The following is a 17,751-nucleotide window of genomic DNA, read 5'->3' as shown; positions in this document are numbered from 1 at the left end:
GAGGCGGCGGCCGCCGTGGCGCTACCAGAAGCGGCCGTCCGCACCGAGCGGCAGCGGCGGACCGGAACTCGCTCGTTCACTCGATTCGGGAGAGTTTCCCGTTGACCGTCTGCTCTTCCTGGCGGTTCGTAACGGCGTGAACGATCGTCAGCACGGAGAACGCGCCGACGACCGCACCGGCCAGGGCCATCGTCGGAACGGCGGCGAGTGGCGGAAGCCCGAGCGTCGCCGCGGCGACGACGGAGATTCCAAGGAGGCTCAGTACGGCGTACCACCGGTCCCACCGATCCTGCTGGTGGGTGTCGGTGTCGAGATACATCATGAGCAGATCGGCGTTGTCCGCCAGCGTGATGAGCCCACGATCCTGGTCGTACTTGACGATGCCGGCGTCGTCCATCTTCGGCAGGTGCGTCTGGTACAGCGCGACGTACACCCGCTTTCGCTGATCGGAACTCAACGCGTTGACGCTCGTATCGTTCTCCCAGGCCGCGATCTGCTCGGCGAGTTCGCCGAGGGTAACGGTCTCGTCGGCCTCGAGAAGATACGTCAGGACCTCCCTTCGACGCCGGTTTTTCAGGAGCTCGAAGATGACGTCTTTCGAGAGCCGGCCGTCGTCGTCGGTATCGGTAACCGACGCAATTTCGTCGGGAAGCGAGCTATCGATCGACGACATTACTGAACGCCTCCCCCACCTGTACGTCCGGCTCCCGCTGGTTTCGTTCGGGGCCGGGGTTCGTAGCGATCGGACTGTCGGACCGACAGCGACCGCTGCAGCTTCGAAAGCGACGTTGCGATCACGATTGACACACCAGGTTGTACGCCAACACTGATTCTCTTAAGCACAACCACGTTTCGCACCGCCTGCAAAGGCGCTACGGATCGACTTCCGGTTCGGGAGAACGAGGCGGGACGAAACCGACCACTCGAGGGCCACTTCGGTCGATCGACCGACCGCGGTATCAACCAATTGGCGACGCGTAGTGACCACGTACGGCTGCGGCGGGCGAGCCGGCGACGAGGATGGGCGGGTCGGTAACGCGACACTGGATCGAGGCCTTCGAGCGCAAAGCTATAAACTCAGTCGACGGTTCGAACCCGCAAACGGGGGTTACACGATGAACGAGAGATTTACCTTATGTCCCCGTTGAAACGATAGAATCGGCGTCCTTTCGGCGTTTGCGCTCGCGTCTCGGAGACGGATCCGTCGAAGCGGACCGCCACCGAACAGGTGGCGTCGGACGCCGCTCTCGGCTCGAGTTCCGTTACCGTATCGGGTGCAAGCGGGACGATGGCGTCGGTCATCGATCGTTCACTCGGCGGCGTTATCCGACACGAATCAGTAAGTTACGGTTTCTCCCGAAACCATGTACCCCCCTTACAGTGTCGTGATGGTTTTTCGGTACTGATGACGCGGTCCATCGTCGATCACGCCAGAGCCGAATCGGAGTCACGGAGACGGGAGGTGGCCCTGTGTCCCGACTGTGAAACCGAGACGATCGTCCACGACCCGGACCGCGGCGAGCGGGTCTGCGGGGAGTGTGGGCTCGTCCTGACCGAAGATCCGATCGACTACGGGCCGGAGTGGCGAGCGTTCAATGCCCAGGAACACGACGAACTCTCCAGGGTCGGTGCGCCCCTGACCCAGTCGATGCACGACCGCGGGCTGACGACGACGATCGACTGGCGCAACCGCGACGCCAACGGCCACTCGATGTCGGCCGACAAACACGGCCAGCTCCACCGGCTTCGGGTCTGGCAGGAACGCATCCGGACGAAAAACGCCGGCGAGCGAAACCTCAAGTACGCGCTTTCGGAGATCGATCGGATGGTCAGCGCCCTCGGAGTGCCGAAACCCGTCAAGGAGACGGCGAGCGTCATCTACCGGCAGGCCCTCGAGCAGGACCTCATCCGCGGGCGGTCGATCGAGGGCGTCGCGACCAGCGCGCTGTACACGGCGTGTCGCAAGGAGGACATCCCGCGCAGTCTCGAGGAGGTGACCGCCGTCTCCCGGGTCGACCAGCGCGAGATCGGCCGTACGTACCGCTACATCGCCGACGAGCTCGACATCAACCTCGAGCCGACGAATCCCCGACAGTTCGTCCCACGCTTTTGCTCGGAACTCGACGTGGACAACCATGTCGAGTCGAAGGCGATCGAGATTATCGACGAGACGACCACGCAGGGACTCCACTCAGGAAAGTCGCCGACGGGGTTTGCGGCCGCGGCGATCTACGCCGCGGGGCTGCTCTGCGAGGAGACGATCCCCCAGCGCGCGGTCGCCGACACCGCACAGACGACCGTCGTCACGGTCAGAAACAGGTACCGCGAGCAGCTCGAGGCGATCGACCAGCAGCCGGCTACATGATCGACCGCTCTTTCTCGCTGTAGACGTCGTCGTCGAGCAGCGCGTGCAGGTTGGCGTAGGGGACGAACGCGACGAACTCGTCGTCGCCGTTGTACAGCTCGAGACCGCTATCGGTTCGGTCGTACCGTTCGCAGACGATCTGTCCCTCCGGAAGAATCGCGCGGAACATACAGTGTGTGTTACGGTATCGATCCGCATATAATGTAGGGCTCACGCTCGATCCTCGGGGGACCGAACGTAACCGGTTTACCCGTACTCCGGCTACGGGCCGTCAGTGACCGACCACTCCTCGATCGACGCCGACGACGGTACCGAGAGCGAGGTGACCGACGAGCCGTCCAGAGGGAGCGACGCCTCCGACCGAGCGGTCGACGGGGAACCGACGGACCTCGAGGCAGGGAGCGAGGAGCCGACGATCGCGGAGTTCCACGACGCCTCCCAGCGCGAGGGGGCGCCCGTGCTCACCGCGGCCGCCGTCGCCCGCGCCCTCGAGATCCCCCACGAGGAGGCCAGTGACCGACTCGAGACCCTCGCCGACCGGGGCGACCTCGAGCGTCTCTCGGTCTCGACGGACCCCGTCGTCTGGTACCCCAGCGAGCTCGAGGACCTCACCGACCGCGAGCGCGTCGTCGTGTTTCCGAAGCGCCGCGAGATTATCGTCGATCGGCCCGACCAGTTTACGCGGGCGCAGCTCTCACAGTTCGCCCACCTCGCCGACGGCAACGGCGAGCAGGGGTACCGCTACGTCGTCCGACCGGAGGACGTCTGGAGCACGCCCCACGACTCCTTCGAGGAGCTGGCCCGAACGATGCGCCAGGCGCTCGGCCAGCGCAACGAGGACCTCGAGGACTGGGTCGAGAGCCATTGGGATCGGGCCCACCAGTTCCGGCTCGCGACCCACGAGGACGGCTACACCGTGCTCGAGGCCCAGACGCCGGAGATCATGGGCAACGTCGCCCGTCAGAAGCTCGACGAGGAACACGTTCACGCCCCCATCTCCGAGACCGAGGACTGGGTCCGCGAGGGAGCCGAGGCCGCGATCAAGCGCATTCTGTACGAGGCGGGCTACCCGGTCCAGGACCACCGCGACCTCGAGTCCGGCGAGGAGCTCGAGATCGACCTCGAGGTCTCGCTCCGGGACTACCAGCGCGAGTGGGTCGACCGCTTCGCCGAGGCCGGCGAGGGCGTCTTCGTCGGGCCGCCGGGCAGCGGCAAGACCGTCGCCGCGATGGGTGCGATGACCCACGTCGGCGGCGAGACCCTCGTGCTCGTGCCGAGTCGCGACCTGGCGCGTCAGTGGGCCGAGACGATCGAGGAGTACACCTCGCTCGAGCCCCACCAGATCGGCCAGTACCACGGCGGCCAGAAGAACGTGCGGCCGGTGACGATCGCCACCTACCAGATCGCGGGGATGGATCGCCACCGCTCGCTGTTCGACGACCGCGAGTGGGGACTCGTCGTGTTCGACGAGTGCCAGCACGTTCCCTCGGACATCTACCGGCGGAGCACGCACCTCCAGTCCCGGCATCGCCTCGGGCTATCGGCGAGCCCGATCCGGGAGGACGACCGTCAGAAAGAGATATTCACCCTCGTCGGCCCGCCGATCGGCACCGACTGGGAGGCGCTGTTCGACGCCGGCTTCGTCGCCGAGCCGGAACTCGAGATCCGCTACGTACCGTGGGGCGACGACGAGCAAGGCAACGCCTACGGTTCCGCCGAAGGACGAGAAAAGTACCGCATCGCCGCCCAGAACCGGGGGAAGATCGACGAGGTGCGGTACCTGCTCTCCTCGCATCCCGGCGCGAAGTCGCTGGTGTTCGTCGACTACCTCGAGCAGGGCCGCGAGATCGCCGACGCGCTGGACGTCCCCTTCCTCAGCGGCGAGACGCCCCACCACGAGCGCCGCCGGCTGCTCGAGGAGTTCCGCCGCGACGAGCGCGACCTGCTGGTGATCTCCCGGGTGGGCGACGAGGGGATCGACCTCCCGACCGCCGACATGGCGATCGTCGCCTCCGGGCTCGGGGGCTCGCGCCGCCAGGGGACCCAGCGGGCCGGCCGCACGATGCGACCCGCGGGCGGGGCGCTCGTCTACGTGCTCGCTACTCGCGGTACCCGCGAGGAGGAGTTCGCCCGCCGACAGCTCCAGCACCTCGGCCGGAAGGGGATCACGGTCCGCGAGCAGAACGTCGACTCGGCGGAGACCAACGAGGAGGAGTAGGTCGAGGACTCACCCCTGTTCCGCCTCGAGGACAGCTCGCTCGGCGGTTCCGTTCTTGACCGGAGCAACGGATTCGACCTCGAGGATACCGACGCCGTCCTCGAGGGCTGTTTTCGCGACGTCGTCGTCGATCGGATCCACGAGCTCGAGCCGGACCCGACAGTCAGCGGCGGTGTCGTTGAGCCCGGGCGACACGCCGGCGACGTCGATAGTGTCGACGCGGTCGATGGCGTCGACTCGCTCGAGGGTCGCCGTGGCGCCGTCGACGAGGCTACCCGAGGCTCCCAGCGGGACGCGGACGGTCAGCCTCGTCTCGAGCGACGGTGCTGGTCGATTCATGAGGCCCCCGTCGAGGGTCGAACTCGAGGTTCGAACCGAACTGGTCCGCGTGTTGGCCGGCTACACTACGGGGGGCGATCCCCGCGCAGTTCGCGCTGGCCGGAGATTCGACGTGGAAAACGAACCGTCCGGCCGGCGCGAACGCGCGGCGCGGACGGGGCGTCGAGAGCCGTCAGCCACCTCGTTCGCGACCACCGCCTGCGAGTCCACGATAGGACCCGATGCTCCCGTTCTCGAGGGACGAACTCGAGCGGGAGCGAGCGAGTGGTGCGGTCGAGGTCATCGTCGATCGTATCGTCCCCCGGAACTGACATAACTGTTCTCCCGGTGTGGGTTCGATTGTCAAACCGGAACGGACAGAATTTGCCAGATATCTGCTTGGCTATTGGATCAATCTAAAGAGAACCCCCGCGGCGATGAGCACACAGAATACAGAGAGCAAGAGAGCAAACGCCCGACTCCACCAGCTCCCTTTGAACGTCACGTTCCTCCCCTTGAAAGTGCGTTCGCCCGCATAGATTAGAAAGAATCCGCCGATTCCCACCAATGTGGATCCAGTTATCTCGTCCTCCAGACTAGTTGATATGAAATTGAACCATAGGGTCATAAGACTAAGCCCCAGGAGAAAGAGCGAAGCACTGTCGAGGTGGCGCTTTTCGAGATCGAATCTGTCTGAATCGAGAGGGGCCATAGCGGATCTATCAATGCAGGAGAATAAATGTTTTCGTACCAACGATTTGGACGATACCAAATCCGGCCTACTGTCTCCTCGTCATCCTTCTACACCACCACCGAAGGGAGGAATCGACCAGTACAGGACAAGTAGGTAACGGCGCAGCAAACGAATTCTCCGATAGCTGTCAAGAGAAGCGTGCTAAATACAGAGGGGTTATCCGTCACATCGGGAGTGTTTTTTGTACTAATTCAGTTGAATCAGCCGTGAGGTTGAGTCTGCAAGTCTGAGCGCGTACCGTTCACTACCAGACGGCCCGTAATACGTTGTCTCTTAGACCAGGCCATACATTCTGTGCAGACCCTGCAAATTTGTCACGGGATGATCTTATGACACTTGATAACATAGGAACTGAGGAGGGGTGTAATTCTATGGACAAACCAACACAACCCGATACGGGCGAGAAAATTCACCGAGCCGTCTCGGATGACGGCACCGAGATAGCCGGACGCGTGCATGGAGAGGGACCACCGTTGGTCCTCGTTCCTGGCGCTATGAGTGACGGTGAGACCGTCTGGGAACCGCTGTTACCGTTCCTCACGGATCGATTCACCTGCTACGCCATGAGTACGCGAAACCGCGGGTTGAGCGGCCAGAGTACCGATCACTCGCCCGAGCGTCTCGTACAGGACGTCACGGCGTTCGCCGAGAGCATCGGTGAACCCGTGGGTCTGATGGGGTGGTCGGGCGGTGGCCTGTTCTCACTCGCCGCAGCGCAGAAGACGGACGCGATCTCCGCCGTCGCCGCCTACGAGCCGGCCGCGTTCGAAGTGATAACGGAGGACGTCTCCGAACGCATGACGGATACGATCGAGCGCGTTGGCGAGGTCGCGGCGGAGGGTCGGCTGTCCGATGCAGCCCGTATTTGGGTCGAGTTCGTCGCGAACGACGACGAACTTGCTTGGGCGGAGGAACTGGGACTCTTCGAGGTGCTGGCGCCGAACGTCCCGGTTCAACTCCGGGAGTTCGAGCAGATATTCGAGTCGGAGTGGACCAGTCCGACCGACCCGTCAGAACTCGCCGAGATCACGGTGCCGGTCCTGCTCTTGCATGGGACCCAGTCGGTCCCGGTGCCTTGGATGACCGACTCTGTGCGCCACGTCGCCGAGCACGTGGCAGACTCCACGGTGCGTGAGATTGACGATACCGGACATACGGGTCCCGGCCACAAACCCGAGGCTGTTGCTGACCAGGTTATACGGTTCTTCGCCGCGACACCGGACCCACCCCGATCGTGAACCGCCCGCGAGGGCGATCGAGTTCCGATCTTGAGAACCAAACGCGTTAGACCGGAGTAACGAAACCGTATTCCCAACTACTGATTCCTGTCGCGTTTCTCGCCGACGTGAAGAAAGTATTCAAGGTCTCGCATTCGAACAACAGTGACAATGAACGAGTCGCGTCCGCGGGTGGTCGGTCGGTGAGCGACCAGCGGGAGGTCCTCGTCGGCGAGACCGCTGACGGCACGGAGCTGACGCTGCCGGTGATCGAGCTGCTGACGGGTCGCGGGTTCGCGACCGGGAAGTCGGGCTCGGGGAAGTCGAACACCGCCTCGGTGATCGCCGAGGAGCTGCTCGAGGCCGGCTTCCCCCTGTTGATCGTCGACACCGACGGCGAGTACTACGGGCTGAAAGAGGAGTACGAGATGCTCCACGCCGGCGCCGACGAGGAGTGTGACGTCCAGATCGGTCCCGAACACGCCGAGCAGATGGCGACGCTGGCCTTGGAGGAGAACGTCCCGATCATCTTAGACGTCTCGGGCTACCTCGAGGAGGACGCGGCCGACGAGCTGTTGCGGGAGGTCGCCCGCCAGCTGTTCGTCAAGGAGAAGAAGCTGAAGAAGCCGTTCCTGCTCGTCGTCGAGGAGGTCCACGAGTACATCCCCGAGGGCGGGGGCGTCGGCGAGACGGGCAACCTGCTGATCAAGATCGGCAAGCGCGGGCGCAAGCACGGCCTCGGTATTCTGGGAATCAGCCAGCGCCCAGCGGACGTCAAGAAGGACTTTATTACCCAGGCCAACTGGCTGGTCTGGCACCGCCTGACCTGGGACAACGACACGAAGGTCGTGGGCCGCATCATCGACACCGAGTACAAAGAGCGCGTCTCGGAGCTCGACGACGGCCAGGCGTTCGTCCAGACCGACTGGACCGAAACCGACGTTCGGAAGGTCCAGTTCCGACGCAAGCGAACCTTCGACGCCGGCGCGACCCCCGGCCTCGAGGAGTTCGAACGACCCGACCTCAAGTCGGTCTCCGACACCCTCGTCGACGACCTCCAGGAGATCTCCGAGCGCGAACGACGGGAGGCCGACCGGGTCAACGAGCTCGAGGCCGAACTCGAGAAGCGCGACCAGCGAATCGCGACCCTCGAGAGCGAACTCGAGTCCGCCCGCGACATCTCGACGGCGGCCCAGCAGCTCGCCGACGCCGTCGCCGGGGTCGAGACGACCCAGACCCAGCTGCCCGGAAACGACGAGGAGCGACGGCGGCTCCACGAGGAGGTCGTCGACCTCGAGGCCGAACTCGAGGACCGCGAGGAGCGCATCGAACGCCTCGGGGAGAAACTCGCCGATCGGACCGACGAACGGGATCGGCTGCGCGAGCGCGTCGCGGAGCTCGAGAACCCGGAGGCGGGCCGCGAGATCAGCTACACCGAGTTCGGCGACGAAGAAGGCGAGGAGAGCGAAGCGAGCCGCGACGGGGGCGACGTCGATATCGAGGCGCTGTTCGACGAGGAACGGGTCGCCGACCGCCTCGAGCGGGCCTGTGATCGGTCGCTGTGCTCGCTCGAGGCGGGCGAGGAGATCCTCGAGACGCTCGTCAGGGAGGGACCGCTCAAGACCGAGGCGCTGGCGTCGCGGGTCGGTCGGTCGACGATCGCAGTCCAGAGTCTCGTCTCGGAGCTGCGGACCCGATCGGTGCTCGAACGAACCGCCGACGGAGCGTACGGGCTCGAGGACAGGCTCCGATCGACGGCTGGCGAATCCCCGACGCGAGCGGACTGAGCGAGGCGGTGTCGACCGGATCGGGACCGAAACTGCGGTCCCTGACGAGACCGGTAGTACCGCGACTCGAACGTTCGGGACAGGTTACTCGACCGAATCCGGATACCCGCATCGACGATACGCCGGCGTTTGAGACCACACTGCTACAGCCGTGTCCTATAGCCACGAGACGCCGTTCGAGCGTGCTTCGGTGGCCGCTTACAGCGACCGCCTACAGTCCGCCCAGTGGTTGCATAACAAAGCCCGGACGGGCACAGCAGACGCCTATGGATGGTTCGAACGACGGAGACGGTCTTCGACTACTCGTCATCGGGCTCGACGCCGGCTGTCGGCCGATCCTCGAGCCGCTGTTCGAGGCGGGGGAGACGCCGACGTTACGGCGGCTGTTCGAGACGGGGACCAGCGGCCCCCTCGAGTCCCAGATCCCGCCGTGGACGGCCAGCGCCTGGCCGTCGCTGTACACCGGGAAGAACCCCGGCAAGCACGGCGTCTTCGACTTCCTCTCCTTCGACGGCTACGACTGGACCGTCGTCAACTCGACGCACGTTCGCGAACGCCCCGTCTGGGAGCTGCTGAGCGAGCACGGGCTCTCGAGCGTCGTGGTCAACCTCCCCGTAACCCACCCCGCACGGGAGTTCGACGGGGCGCTGATCCCGGGGATGACCGCGCCGGAGGAGCCCGACTGTCACCCCGAGGGGATCCTCGAGGAGGTTAAGAAAGCCTGCGGGGAGTACCGGATCTACCCCCAGAACGGCGCCGAGCCCGCGGAGTCGATCGAGGCCTACGAACGGGTGACGGAGCTTCGGGGGAAGGCGTTTCGCTACCTCTGTCGGCGCTTCGAACCCGACTTCGGCTTCCTGCAGTTCCAGCAGACCGATTCGGTCTTCCACGAGCGCGGCGGGGAAAAACGAGCGGTCGAGGCCGTCTACCGCGAGGTCGACCGCCAGATCGAGACGACGATCGAACGCCACGACCCGGAGAACGTCCTGATCGTCAGTGATCACGGGATGGGTCGGGTGACGGGCCACGAGTTCCGCGTCAACGAGTTCCTCAGAAACGAGGGCCTGCTCGCCGCGCAGAAGGGCGGCGAGGGGATGCCTGACTGGTCGCGGGCTTGGGAGAACGATCTGCTTGCCGGGAACGACGCCGACGACCACGAGGCCGGCCCGCTCGAGCGGGCGATGAACGTCGCGGCGACGGTCGGGATCACGACCCAGCGCGTCGCCGACGCCCTCGATCTGGTCGGGCTGAAGGAGCCGATCGGCAGGCGCGTGCCCAACGACGTGATCCGGGCGGCGAGCGCCCAGGTCGACTTCCCCGAGTCGCGGGCCTACGTCCGTTCGAAGAGCGAACTCGGGATCCGGATCAACCTCGAGGGACGCGAACCGAACGGGACGGTTCCCCCCTCGGAGTACGAGTCGATCCGCTCGGCGCTCGTCGAACGACTGTCGACGATGCGAACCCCCAGCGGGGAGCCGATGTTCGAGGCCGTCGAACCGCGGGAACGGTACTTCAGCGGCCCGTACCTCGACCACGGACCGGACGTGGTCACGGTTCCAAGCGGGTTCGACAACACGATCGTCGCCGACCTCGACAGCGCCGAATTCGCCCGACCCCGCGAGTCGTGGAACCACAAGCGGACTGGCGTCGTCGCCGCGGTCGGGTCGGCGTTCGACGAGTCGGTCGATCTCGAGGGTGCGACGATCTTCGACATCGCGCCGACAATCTGTTCGCTGTTCGACGTGCCGATCGACACTGACATGGACGGCACCGCGCTGTCGATCGTCGACGAGAGTGGCGTTACCGACTACCCCGCCTACGAGCCGGCGACACTCGCCGTCACCGACGACGGTGCCGTTGAAGACAGGCTCTCGGATCTCGGATACCTATGAGTGTCGAGGTCACTACCCTCGATCCGGAGGCAGACGCCGAGGAGTGGAACCGATACGTCGAGCGCTCCGACGGAACGAACCCGTTCAGTCGGGCGGAGGCGATCCGCCTGCAGGCCGAAGACACCGACTCGACACCGCACCTGCTCGCCGGCTTCAAGGGCCAGGAGGCCGTCGGGATCTTTCCGGTCTTCGAGTACACCAGGGGTCCGATCACGGGCGCGTTCTCGCCGGCTCCGCAGGCGTGGTCGTGTTATCTCGGCCCCTCGGTGTTGAACGTCGACAAGCTCAAACAACGCAAGGCAGACAGACGCGTCCAGCGCTTTCTCGAGGGCTGTTTCGAGTGGATCGATCGCGAACTCTCCCCGCAGTACTCCAAGTTCGTCGTCGCGGAGTTCGAGGACGTCAGACCGTTCGTCTGGAACGAGTACGACGTCAAGCCGGGATACACCTACGTCGTCGACCTCGAGGGCAGCGAGGACGACCTGCTCGATCGCTTCAGCAGTGACGCCCGGAACAACGTTCGAAACGCTGACCCCGACGCCTACGTCGTCGAGGAGGGCGACAACGACGACGTCGAGCGGATCGTCGACCAGGTCGCCGCCCGCTACGAGAGCCAGGGCCGATCGTTCCAGCTCAATCCCGAGTTCGCCCGTGCCGTCCACCGCGAACTCCCTGAGGGAGCGATCCGCCCCTACGTCTGTCGGGTCGACGGCGAGTTCGTCGGCGGGATCCTGGTCGTCGAATCTCGGACGACCCGGTACCGATGGCAAGGCGGCGTGAAGCCCGACACCGAACTCGATCTACCGATCAACGACCTACTCGACTGGCACGTCATGCGCGACGGGCTCCACGCAGGGCTCGAACGTTACGACCTCGTTGGGGCCGGTGTGCCGAGTATCAACCGCTACAAGGCGAAGTTTAACCCCCGGCTCGAGACCAACTACACGATTACGGCGGGCTCGTTCGGCCTCGATCTGCTGATCGATCGCTACAGAAAACTGCGGTAGGCGGTCCGAAACCGACTGTTTCGAACGCGAAACGAACTACTCCTCGATCCAGTACTTCGACTGTCTGGCGTCAGCGAGGCTAACCCGACTGTCGACGACGTCGTGGTCCATGAGCGTTCCCAGCGCGTACCTGACCGTTCGGGGACAGAGCCGCGACTCGAGTGCGATCTCCTCCTGGGTCATCGCGCCCTCGTACTCGAGGACTTTGTAGACGAGCTTCGAACTCGGCGGGAGCTCGGAGACGGAGGACGAGCCGGCGTCGTGCTCGGTCGCACTCATCGGCGGTCGCGGCGGCCGGGCTCGCCGGCTCGCTCGACTCCCAAGGCGGTCGGCGTCGCGGTACGAACGGGACGATTCCGCTCTCGAACGTGTGTGAGCATGCCGTCCGGACGGCCACCGCGGGGACGTATATACGATATCGACGGTTCAATTCGATAGGGGGTGGCTACCGATTCGTTCGAAGGGAGACGTAACCGCGAACGCCCCCGTCGAAAACCGACAGCGGCGGGTCGGGACCCGGAAGTCGATACATATTAACGCCGGGGCCGCCGTCACGATTCGTATGTTCGGGACCAGTGGTATCCGTGGAACCGTCGGGACGGACGTAACGGCCGCACTTGCACTTTCGGTCGGTCGTGCGGTCGCCTCCGACGGCTACGACCGTGTCGTCGTCGGCCGCGACGTTCGCGACAGCGGCCGCACGCTCGTCGACGCGATCGCCGCGGGACTTCAGGAGTGTGGCGCCGACGTCCTCGAGGTCGGCGTCGAGGCGACGCCGACGGTCGCCCGGGCGATCGACCATCTCGAGGCCGACGCGGGGATCGTCGTCACGGCCTCGCACAACCCGAAGACCGACAACGGGATCAAGCTCTGGACCCCCTCCGGGAAGGCGTTCGGTCCCGAGAAGCGCGAATCGATCTCCCGCCGAGTTCGTGAAGACGACTACGAGCTAGCCGACTGGGACGGCCAGGGACGACGGGAGCGACGCGAGGGGGTCCGCGAGCACCACGCGAGTCAGCTCGAGGCCGCGGTGGCTCTCGCCGAGCCGCTCGACGTCGTCGTCGACGTCGGCAACGGAGCCGGCGCCGTCACGGCGACGGTTCTCGCGAACCTGGGCTGCCGGGTCCGGACGCTAAACGGCCAGCCCGACGGTTCGTTCCCGGGACGGCCGAGCGAACCGAATCGGGAGACACTGGGCACGCTGATGACTGTCATGGCCGAGACCGACGCCGAACTCGGGATCGCCCACGACGGCGACGCCGATCGAATGATGGCCGTCGACGAGACCGGCGAGTTCGTGCCGAAGGACGCCCTGCTCGCGCTGTTCGCCCGGAACGCGGCCGGCGAGGGCGACCGCGTCGCAGCCCCCGTCGATACGAGCCTTGCGGTCGACGACGCGCTGGCGGCGGTCGGGGCCTCCCTGACCCGAACCCAGGTCGGGGATGTCTACGTCGCCGAGCGAACCACCGAGGACGACGTCGTCTTCGGCGGCGAACCCAGCGGCGCCTGGATCTGGCCGACCGAGACCCGCTGCCCGGATGCCCCGCTCGCGGCCTGCAAGCTCGCCGAACTGGTCTCGCGGGAGGGACCGCTCTCGAAGCTCGCCGCCGACATCGACCAGTACCCGATCCGACGGACGTCGATCGAGGTCGAGGCGAAGGAGGCCGTAATGGAGGCGGTCGAGACGACGGTCGAGGAGGAGTACGACGACGTCGACGCCCTCGACGGCGTCCGGGTCGAGACCGACGACGGCTGGTTCCTGATCCGGGCGAGCGGAACCGAGCCGGTCGTCAGGGTGACCGCGGAAGCGCGCGCGGAAGCCGACGCGGACTCGGTCTTCGCGATCGCGACGGGAATCGTCGAACGAGCGACCGAGGCGGCGAACGTTCTCGACGAACAGTAGCGAGAAGCATCAGCGGGGACTGCAGTGGCAAACGATCGTTATCGTCGCTCCTCCGGGATGAAGTCGGAGGTTTTCATCTCCCGGTAGGTCGCACAGTCGGGACAGGCGTGGACGACGTCCCGGTTGTCACCGAACACGCGGGCGAACTGCCGGGTCACCTGGTTGTCGCAGTTGACACACCGTGGCGAGGTCGTTTGCTGCCCGGACGAGATCGGCGTCCACTTCGCGTCGGTTGGTTCCGTCGACATCACCAGCGGCTAATCACAGAGCGGTATTTAATATAGGCAGCATAACGATCGCGATGAAATTTAGTCCGATCTTTCCGTTCCGAACGGTCCCTCGAGAGTGGATGCCAACCCCTCTCTCGATATCGACGGCGTCGCGGGTTGAACCTGCAGAAATTACATATTTCTGAACAGTAATGGGCCGATTAACGAGGGATAAAACCGTTCTCGATCGAACGGACGGGACCGACGCTCGAGGTTTCGGGGCGCTCTCGGAGTGTATTGGAAGAAGGGCCGTTCACCTCGGCCAGCGGTCCCGTTCGACGGGTCGAATCGGCCGGCCGAACCGGCGAGCGATTATCGGCCGTATATTAATCCCCGAAATCGAACTATGCGATCGTAATGAAAGCTGTCGTGCTTGCCGCAGGACAAGGGACGCGGATCCGACCGCTCTCCTCGTCGGTGCCGAAACCGATGTTGCCCGTCGCCGACCGACCGCTCGCCGCCCACACCGTCGACGCCGCCGTCGACGCGGGCGCCGACGAAGTGATCCTCGTCATCGGCTACGAGGCCGAAACCGTCAGGGAGTACTTCGGCGAGGAGTACCGCGGCGTGCCGATCTCGTATGCGATCCAGGAGGAACAGGCCGGAACGGCCCACGCCGTCAACGCCGCCAGCGACCACCTCGAGGGCCCTTTCGCCGTGCTGAACGGCGACAACCTCTACGATCAGGACGCGATCGACGAACTGTTCGACGAGTGTCCGGCGATCTGTGCGATCGAGGTCGAGGACCCGCGTAACTACGGCGTGCTCAGCACGACGGACGGCACCGTCACCGACATCGTCGAGAAGCCGGACGATCCGCCGACGAACCTCGCGAACGCGGGCGCCTACGCGTTTCCCCAGGAGGCCATCGAGTGGCTCGACGTCCCCGCGAGCGAGCGGGGCGAACACGAGATCACTGACGTCGTCGCGCAGGTCATCGACCAGTTTGCCGTCTCGCCAGTTACCCTCGAGCGCTGGATGGACGTCGGCCGCCCCTGGGAGCTGCTCGAGGCCAACGAGTGGAAGCTCGGCGAGCTCGAGGGCGACGTTGCGGGCGAGGTCAGCGAGGACGCCCACCTCGAGGGTGCGGTCGTCGTCGAGGAGGGTGCGACGGTCAAACCCGGCGTCGTGATCGAGGGGCCGGCCCTGATCCGATCGGGAGCGACGGTCGGGCCGAACGCCTACGTTCGCGGCGCGACGCTGATCGACGAGGGAGCGAAGGTCGGCAACGCCGTCGAGGTGAAAAACAGCGTCCTTTCGTCCGGAGCGACGGTCGGCCACCTCTCGTACGTCGGCGACAGCGTCCTCGGGCGCGACGTCAACTTCGGGGCGGGAACGACCGTCGCGAACCTCCGTCACGACGGCGGGAGTGTGAAGTTTACCGTGAAGGGCGATCGGGTGTCGACGAACCGACGGAAGTTCGGCGTGGTCGTCGGTGACGACGCGAAGACGGGCATCAACACGAGCCTGACGCCGGGGCTCAAACTCGACACGGGGGCGACGACGACGCCCGGCGAGGTCGTCGAACGAGATCGATAACGGAGCGACCCGCGAGCGCAAGGCTCGGCGGTTCTACTCGACGGTGACGCTTTTCGCGAGGTTTCTGGGCTTGTCGATCGGTCGATCCAGCAGGTCGGCCGCGTAGTAGGAGACGAGCTGCAGCTGGACGTTCGCGAGCAGCCCCGACAGCGCCGGCTCGGTGTCGGGGATCTCGAGGTGAGCGTCGGCCGTCTCGAGGGCGGGGTGGCCGTCGGGGCAGACGGCGACCAGCGGCGCCCCGCGGGTCTGGGCCTCCTCGGCGTTGTTCAGCGTCTTCGCGTCCTCCTGGCCGGTGAAGACAGCGAACACCGGCGTATCCGGGGTGACGAGCGCCAGCGGCCCGTGTTTGAGTTCCCCGGAGGCGAACCCCTCGGCGTGCTCGTAGGTAATCTCCTTGAATTTCAGCGCTCCCTCGAGCGCGACCGGGTAGCCCAGTCCGCGACCGATGAAGAAGTACGACCGGCTGCCGCGGTAGCGGCTCGCGACCGCCGCGGCGTCGGACGTCTCGAGCACGCGTTCGATCTCCGCGGGCATCCTGGCGAGCGCCGGGAGCAGCGACTCGAGGTCGGCCGGCGGCTCGCCCCGGCGGTCGGCGGCGATTCGCTGGGCGAGCAGCGTGAGCATCACGGCCTGCGAGGAGAACGTCTTGGTCGCGGCGACGCCGATCTCGGGCCCCGCGCGGATGAAGAGCGTTTCGTCGGCCTCTCTGGCGGCGGTCGAGCCGACGACGTTCGTGACAGTAACGGTCTCGGCGCCGCTGGCGCTAGCCTGTCGCAGGGCGTTCAGGGTGTCGGCGGTCTCCCCGCTCTGGGTGACTGCGATCACGAGCGTCTCGTCGTCGATGGGGGGTGCAGCGGCGCTGTACTCGTTGGCCAGCAGGGCGGTGGCCCTGATCCCAGCCTGGTTGAGCGCGAGCGAGCCGTACAGTGCGGCGTGGTAGGACGTTCCACAGGCGACGAGCTGGACGCTTGAGACGTCGGTAAACGTCCCCGGGCCGAAGTCGGCCAGCGCGATCCGTCCGTTCTCGGGGTCGATCCGCCCCTCGATCGCCTGGGCCAGCGAGGTCGGCTGCTCGTCGATCTCCTTGAGCATGAAGTGATCGTACTCGCCCTTCCCGGCCTCTTCGGGATCCCACTCGACCCTCTCGGGCTCCCGCTCGACGGGGTTGCCCTCGAGGTCGGTGAACTCGACGCCGTCGCCGTCGACGATGACGACGTCGCCGTCCCGCAGGTAGACGACGCTATCGGTGTACTCGAGGAAGGCGGGGACGTCGCTGGCGAGGAAGTACTCGCCGTCCTCGACCCCGACGACCAGCGGCGACCCCTGACGGGCCGCGTAGAGGACGTGATCGCCCGAGAACATCGCCGTGATCGCGTAACTTCCCTCGAGGTCGCCGATCGCCCTCCGGAAGGCGGTCTCGTTGTCGGCCCCGCCGTCGAGGTAGTACTGGATGAGGTGGGGGACGACCTCGGTGTCAGTGTCGCTCGTGAACTCGTAGCCGACCGCGCGCAACTCCGCGCGGAGCTCGGCGTAGTTCTCGATGATCCCGTTGTGCACGACCGCGACGTCCTCGGTTGCGTCGGTGTGAGGGTGGGCGTTCTCGTCGGTCGGTGGTCCGTGGGTGCTCCATCGGGTGTGACCGATTCCGACCCGCCCCTCGAGTGGATCGTCTGCGACCGAGTCGATCAGCGCCTCGACCTTCCCGGATCGCTTCTCGACGGCGATTCCAGAGCCGTTCTGGACGGCGACCCCTGCCGAATCGTAGCCGCGATACTCGAGATTCTCGAGGCCCGTCAGTAGCGTCTCCAGCGCGTTGCCGTCCCCGACGCGGCCGATGATTCCACACATCGACAGGTCACCGTCCCCCGTCGCCGACGCCGTCCGAGAGCGATCCCGCCGCGCCGCGAGTTCGGTCGTTGCGCGCATGCCTCAGCCGAGGGCGACGCGTCCATGCCGTTTGAGACTGATCGACCTGAGAAGCTGTTCGGGAGAACAACCGGTACGTGAACATGAGGCAGCCTAAGAGCTCCGGAACCCATTACTATAGACGGGCTACCGGCGCCCGTAGCAAACGGATACTCGACCCACAACTCCGACGAGCGATGGACGATCTCCCGTAGCGGAACCGGCTGACTCGAGCCGAATCGAAGCCGCTGAGCGACCGTTTCGACGCTCGGCGTTCCGACCGACCGATCGGCCGGGGACTCGTTTCGGGTAGTAGTGAGATCGTACACGTCCCGACGACCATGTCGGGAGGGTGGATCCGAGGTTCGGGTCTCGAGAAGGAGTCGGCTACGAAGACGTCGGCGGTCGATAACCGACCGAATGTGGTCAATAGCTCGGAATTGGTGTTCGGTTCGATGGTTCTCACCGATCTCACCGGCTACTGGGCACCAAAATCCGGAATCACGCGTTTTATTATCCGGCCACACCATCACCAGCCCACGATTGTCTCCTCTCGAACCACGCCGCGACGAAACGC

15 protein-coding genes and 1 tRNA gene are annotated in these 17,751 nt (G+C 65.4%); 8 read left to right on the top strand and 8 right to left on the bottom strand.

What is annotated here, in order from left to right; translation table 11 throughout:
- Window positions 1-76: 76 nt before the first annotated feature.
- Window positions 77-673, bottom strand: a complete 597-nt coding sequence (locus QA600_RS16390) for an ArsR family transcriptional regulator (protein WP_278293016.1) — start codon at window positions 671-673, stop codon at window positions 77-79.
- A gap of 732 nt (window positions 674-1,405) precedes the next feature.
- Between QA600_RS16390 and QA600_RS16385 the strand changes: the two genes are divergently transcribed.
- The gene (locus tag QA600_RS16385) at window positions 1,406-2,365 is read left to right on the top strand and encodes a transcription initiation factor IIB (RefSeq protein WP_278293015.1); all 960 of its coding nucleotides are present in this window, start codon (window positions 1,406-1,408) and stop codon (window positions 2,363-2,365) included.
- Here the strand turns inward: QA600_RS16385 and QA600_RS16380 are convergent.
- Window positions 2,358-2,534 carry a hypothetical protein gene (locus tag QA600_RS16380; RefSeq protein ID WP_278293014.1) on the bottom strand — a complete coding sequence of 59 codons (177 nt, stop codon included), beginning with the start codon at window positions 2,532-2,534 and terminating at the stop codon, window positions 2,358-2,360. The two genes, QA600_RS16385 and QA600_RS16380, sit on opposite strands and share 8 nt — an antisense overlap.
- Before the next feature lie 105 nt (window positions 2,535-2,639).
- Between QA600_RS16380 and QA600_RS16375 the strand changes: the two genes are divergently transcribed.
- On the top strand, window positions 2,640-4,583 hold the full coding sequence (locus tag QA600_RS16375; RefSeq protein ID WP_278293013.1) for a DEAD/DEAH box helicase: 1,944 nt from the start codon (window positions 2,640-2,642) through the stop codon (window positions 4,581-4,583).
- Window positions 4,584-4,592: 9 nt separating this feature from the next.
- Here the strand turns inward: QA600_RS16375 and QA600_RS16370 are convergent, their stop codons facing one another.
- From QA600_RS16370 to QA600_RS16360, 3 genes are all read right to left on the bottom strand, one after another.
- The gene (locus QA600_RS16370; protein WP_278293012.1) at window positions 4,593-4,922 is read right to left on the bottom strand and encodes a hypothetical protein; all 330 of its coding nucleotides are present in this window, start codon (window positions 4,920-4,922) and stop codon (window positions 4,593-4,595) included.
- Window positions 4,923-4,924: 2 nt separating this feature from the next.
- A tRNA-OTHER gene (locus tag QA600_RS16365) sits at window positions 4,925-4,998 on the bottom strand.
- Between the two features lie 306 nt (window positions 4,999-5,304).
- Window positions 5,305-5,613, bottom strand: a complete 309-nt coding sequence (locus QA600_RS16360) for a hypothetical protein (RefSeq protein ID WP_278293011.1) — start codon at window positions 5,611-5,613, stop codon at window positions 5,305-5,307.
- A gap of 371 nt (window positions 5,614-5,984) precedes the next feature.
- On the opposite strand from QA600_RS16360, the gene QA600_RS16355 reads away from it, so the two are divergent.
- The 4 genes from QA600_RS16355 (at window position 5,985) to QA600_RS16340 (ending at window position 11,558) form a co-directional block, all read left to right on the top strand.
- The gene (locus QA600_RS16355) at window positions 5,985-6,893 is read left to right on the top strand and encodes an alpha/beta hydrolase (RefSeq protein WP_345782035.1); all 909 of its coding nucleotides are present in this window, start codon (window positions 5,985-5,987) and stop codon (window positions 6,891-6,893) included.
- 182 nt (window positions 6,894-7,075) lie between these two features.
- Window positions 7,076-8,659, top strand: coding sequence for a DUF87 domain-containing protein (locus QA600_RS16350; RefSeq protein WP_278293009.1), 1,584 nt, complete (start codon window positions 7,076-7,078; stop codon window positions 8,657-8,659).
- Window positions 8,660-8,925: 266 nt separating this feature from the next.
- Complete coding sequence (locus QA600_RS16345; protein ID WP_278293008.1) at window positions 8,926-10,551, top strand: alkaline phosphatase family protein; 1,626 nt, start codon at window positions 8,926-8,928, stop codon at window positions 10,549-10,551.
- Window positions 10,548-11,558, top strand: coding sequence for a GNAT family N-acetyltransferase (locus QA600_RS16340; RefSeq protein ID WP_278293007.1), 1,011 nt, complete (start codon window positions 10,548-10,550; stop codon window positions 11,556-11,558). The genes QA600_RS16345 and QA600_RS16340 overlap by 4 nt, the downstream gene beginning before the upstream one ends.
- 36 nt (window positions 11,559-11,594) lie before the next feature.
- On the opposite strand, the gene QA600_RS16335 is transcribed toward QA600_RS16340, so the two are convergent.
- Window positions 11,595-11,837 (bottom strand): MarR family transcriptional regulator, encoded by a 243-nt coding sequence (locus tag QA600_RS16335; protein ID WP_278293006.1) that lies wholly within the window; start codon window positions 11,835-11,837, stop codon window positions 11,595-11,597.
- A gap of 283 nt (window positions 11,838-12,120) precedes the next feature.
- On the opposite strand from QA600_RS16335, the gene glmM reads away from it, so the two are divergent.
- Window positions 12,121-13,461, top strand: coding sequence for a phosphoglucosamine mutase (glmM, locus tag QA600_RS16330; RefSeq protein ID WP_278293005.1), 1,341 nt, complete (start codon window positions 12,121-12,123; stop codon window positions 13,459-13,461).
- Window positions 13,462-13,499: 38 nt separating this feature from the next.
- On the opposite strand, the gene QA600_RS16325 is transcribed toward glmM, so the two are convergent.
- Window positions 13,500-13,709, bottom strand: coding sequence for a hypothetical protein (locus tag QA600_RS16325; protein WP_278293004.1), 210 nt, complete (start codon window positions 13,707-13,709; stop codon window positions 13,500-13,502).
- A gap of 378 nt (window positions 13,710-14,087) precedes the next feature.
- Between QA600_RS16325 and glmU the strand changes: the two genes are divergently transcribed.
- On the top strand, window positions 14,088-15,269 hold the full coding sequence (gene glmU, locus QA600_RS16320; RefSeq protein ID WP_278293003.1) for a bifunctional sugar-1-phosphate nucleotidylyltransferase/acetyltransferase: 1,182 nt from the start codon (window positions 14,088-14,090) through the stop codon (window positions 15,267-15,269).
- Between the two features lie 33 nt (window positions 15,270-15,302).
- Here glmU and glmS read toward each other — a convergent pair whose 3' ends face one another.
- Entirely contained in the window at window positions 15,303-17,117 is a 1,815-nt protein-coding gene (glmS, locus tag QA600_RS16315; RefSeq protein WP_278293032.1) for a glutamine--fructose-6-phosphate transaminase (isomerizing), read from the bottom strand.
- Window positions 17,118-17,751 lie beyond the last annotated feature (634 nt).

The sequence above is a fragment of the Natronococcus sp. A-GB1 genome, assembly GCF_029688845.1.
In the GTDB taxonomy this organism is placed as follows: domain Archaea; phylum Halobacteriota; class Halobacteria; order Halobacteriales; family Natrialbaceae; genus Natronococcus.
The sequence above is the reverse complement of the archived record's forward strand: the minus strand, read 5'-3'. Positions and strand labels throughout refer to the sequence as shown.

Excerpts from the sequence above, each read along its gene's own strand:
- glmU (WP_278293003.1), top strand. The coding sequence starts at position 14,088 with ATGAAAGCTGTCGTGCTTGCCGCAGGACAAGGGACGCGGATCCGACCG.
- QA600_RS16325 (WP_278293004.1), bottom strand. The coding sequence starts at position 13,709 with ATGTCGACGGAACCAACCGACGCGAAGTGGACGCCGATCTCGTCCGGG.
- QA600_RS16370 (WP_278293012.1), bottom strand. The coding sequence starts at position 4,922 with ATGAATCGACCAGCACCGTCGCTCGAGACGAGGCTGACCGTCCGCGTC.
- QA600_RS16340 (WP_278293007.1), top strand. The coding sequence starts at position 10,548 with ATGAGTGTCGAGGTCACTACCCTCGATCCGGAGGCAGACGCCGAGGAG.
- QA600_RS16355 (WP_345782035.1), top strand. The coding sequence starts at position 5,985 with ATGACACTTGATAACATAGGAACTGAGGAGGGGTGTAATTCTATGGAC.
- QA600_RS16345 (WP_278293008.1), top strand. The coding sequence starts at position 8,926 with ATGGATGGTTCGAACGACGGAGACGGTCTTCGACTACTCGTCATCGGG.
- QA600_RS16335 (WP_278293006.1), bottom strand. The coding sequence starts at position 11,837 with ATGAGTGCGACCGAGCACGACGCCGGCTCGTCCTCCGTCTCCGAGCTC.
- QA600_RS16385 (WP_278293015.1), top strand. The coding sequence starts at position 1,406 with ATGACGCGGTCCATCGTCGATCACGCCAGAGCCGAATCGGAGTCACGG.
- QA600_RS16360 (WP_278293011.1), bottom strand. The coding sequence starts at position 5,613 with ATGGCCCCTCTCGATTCAGACAGATTCGATCTCGAAAAGCGCCACCTC.
- QA600_RS16390 (WP_278293016.1), bottom strand. The coding sequence starts at position 673 with ATGTCGTCGATCGATAGCTCGCTTCCCGACGAAATTGCGTCGGTTACC.
- QA600_RS16380 (WP_278293014.1), bottom strand. The coding sequence starts at position 2,534 with ATGTTCCGCGCGATTCTTCCGGAGGGACAGATCGTCTGCGAACGGTAC.
- glmM (WP_278293005.1), top strand. The coding sequence starts at position 12,121 with ATGTTCGGGACCAGTGGTATCCGTGGAACCGTCGGGACGGACGTAACG.
- glmS (WP_278293032.1), bottom strand. The coding sequence starts at position 17,117 with ATGTGTGGAATCATCGGCCGCGTCGGGGACGGCAACGCGCTGGAGACG.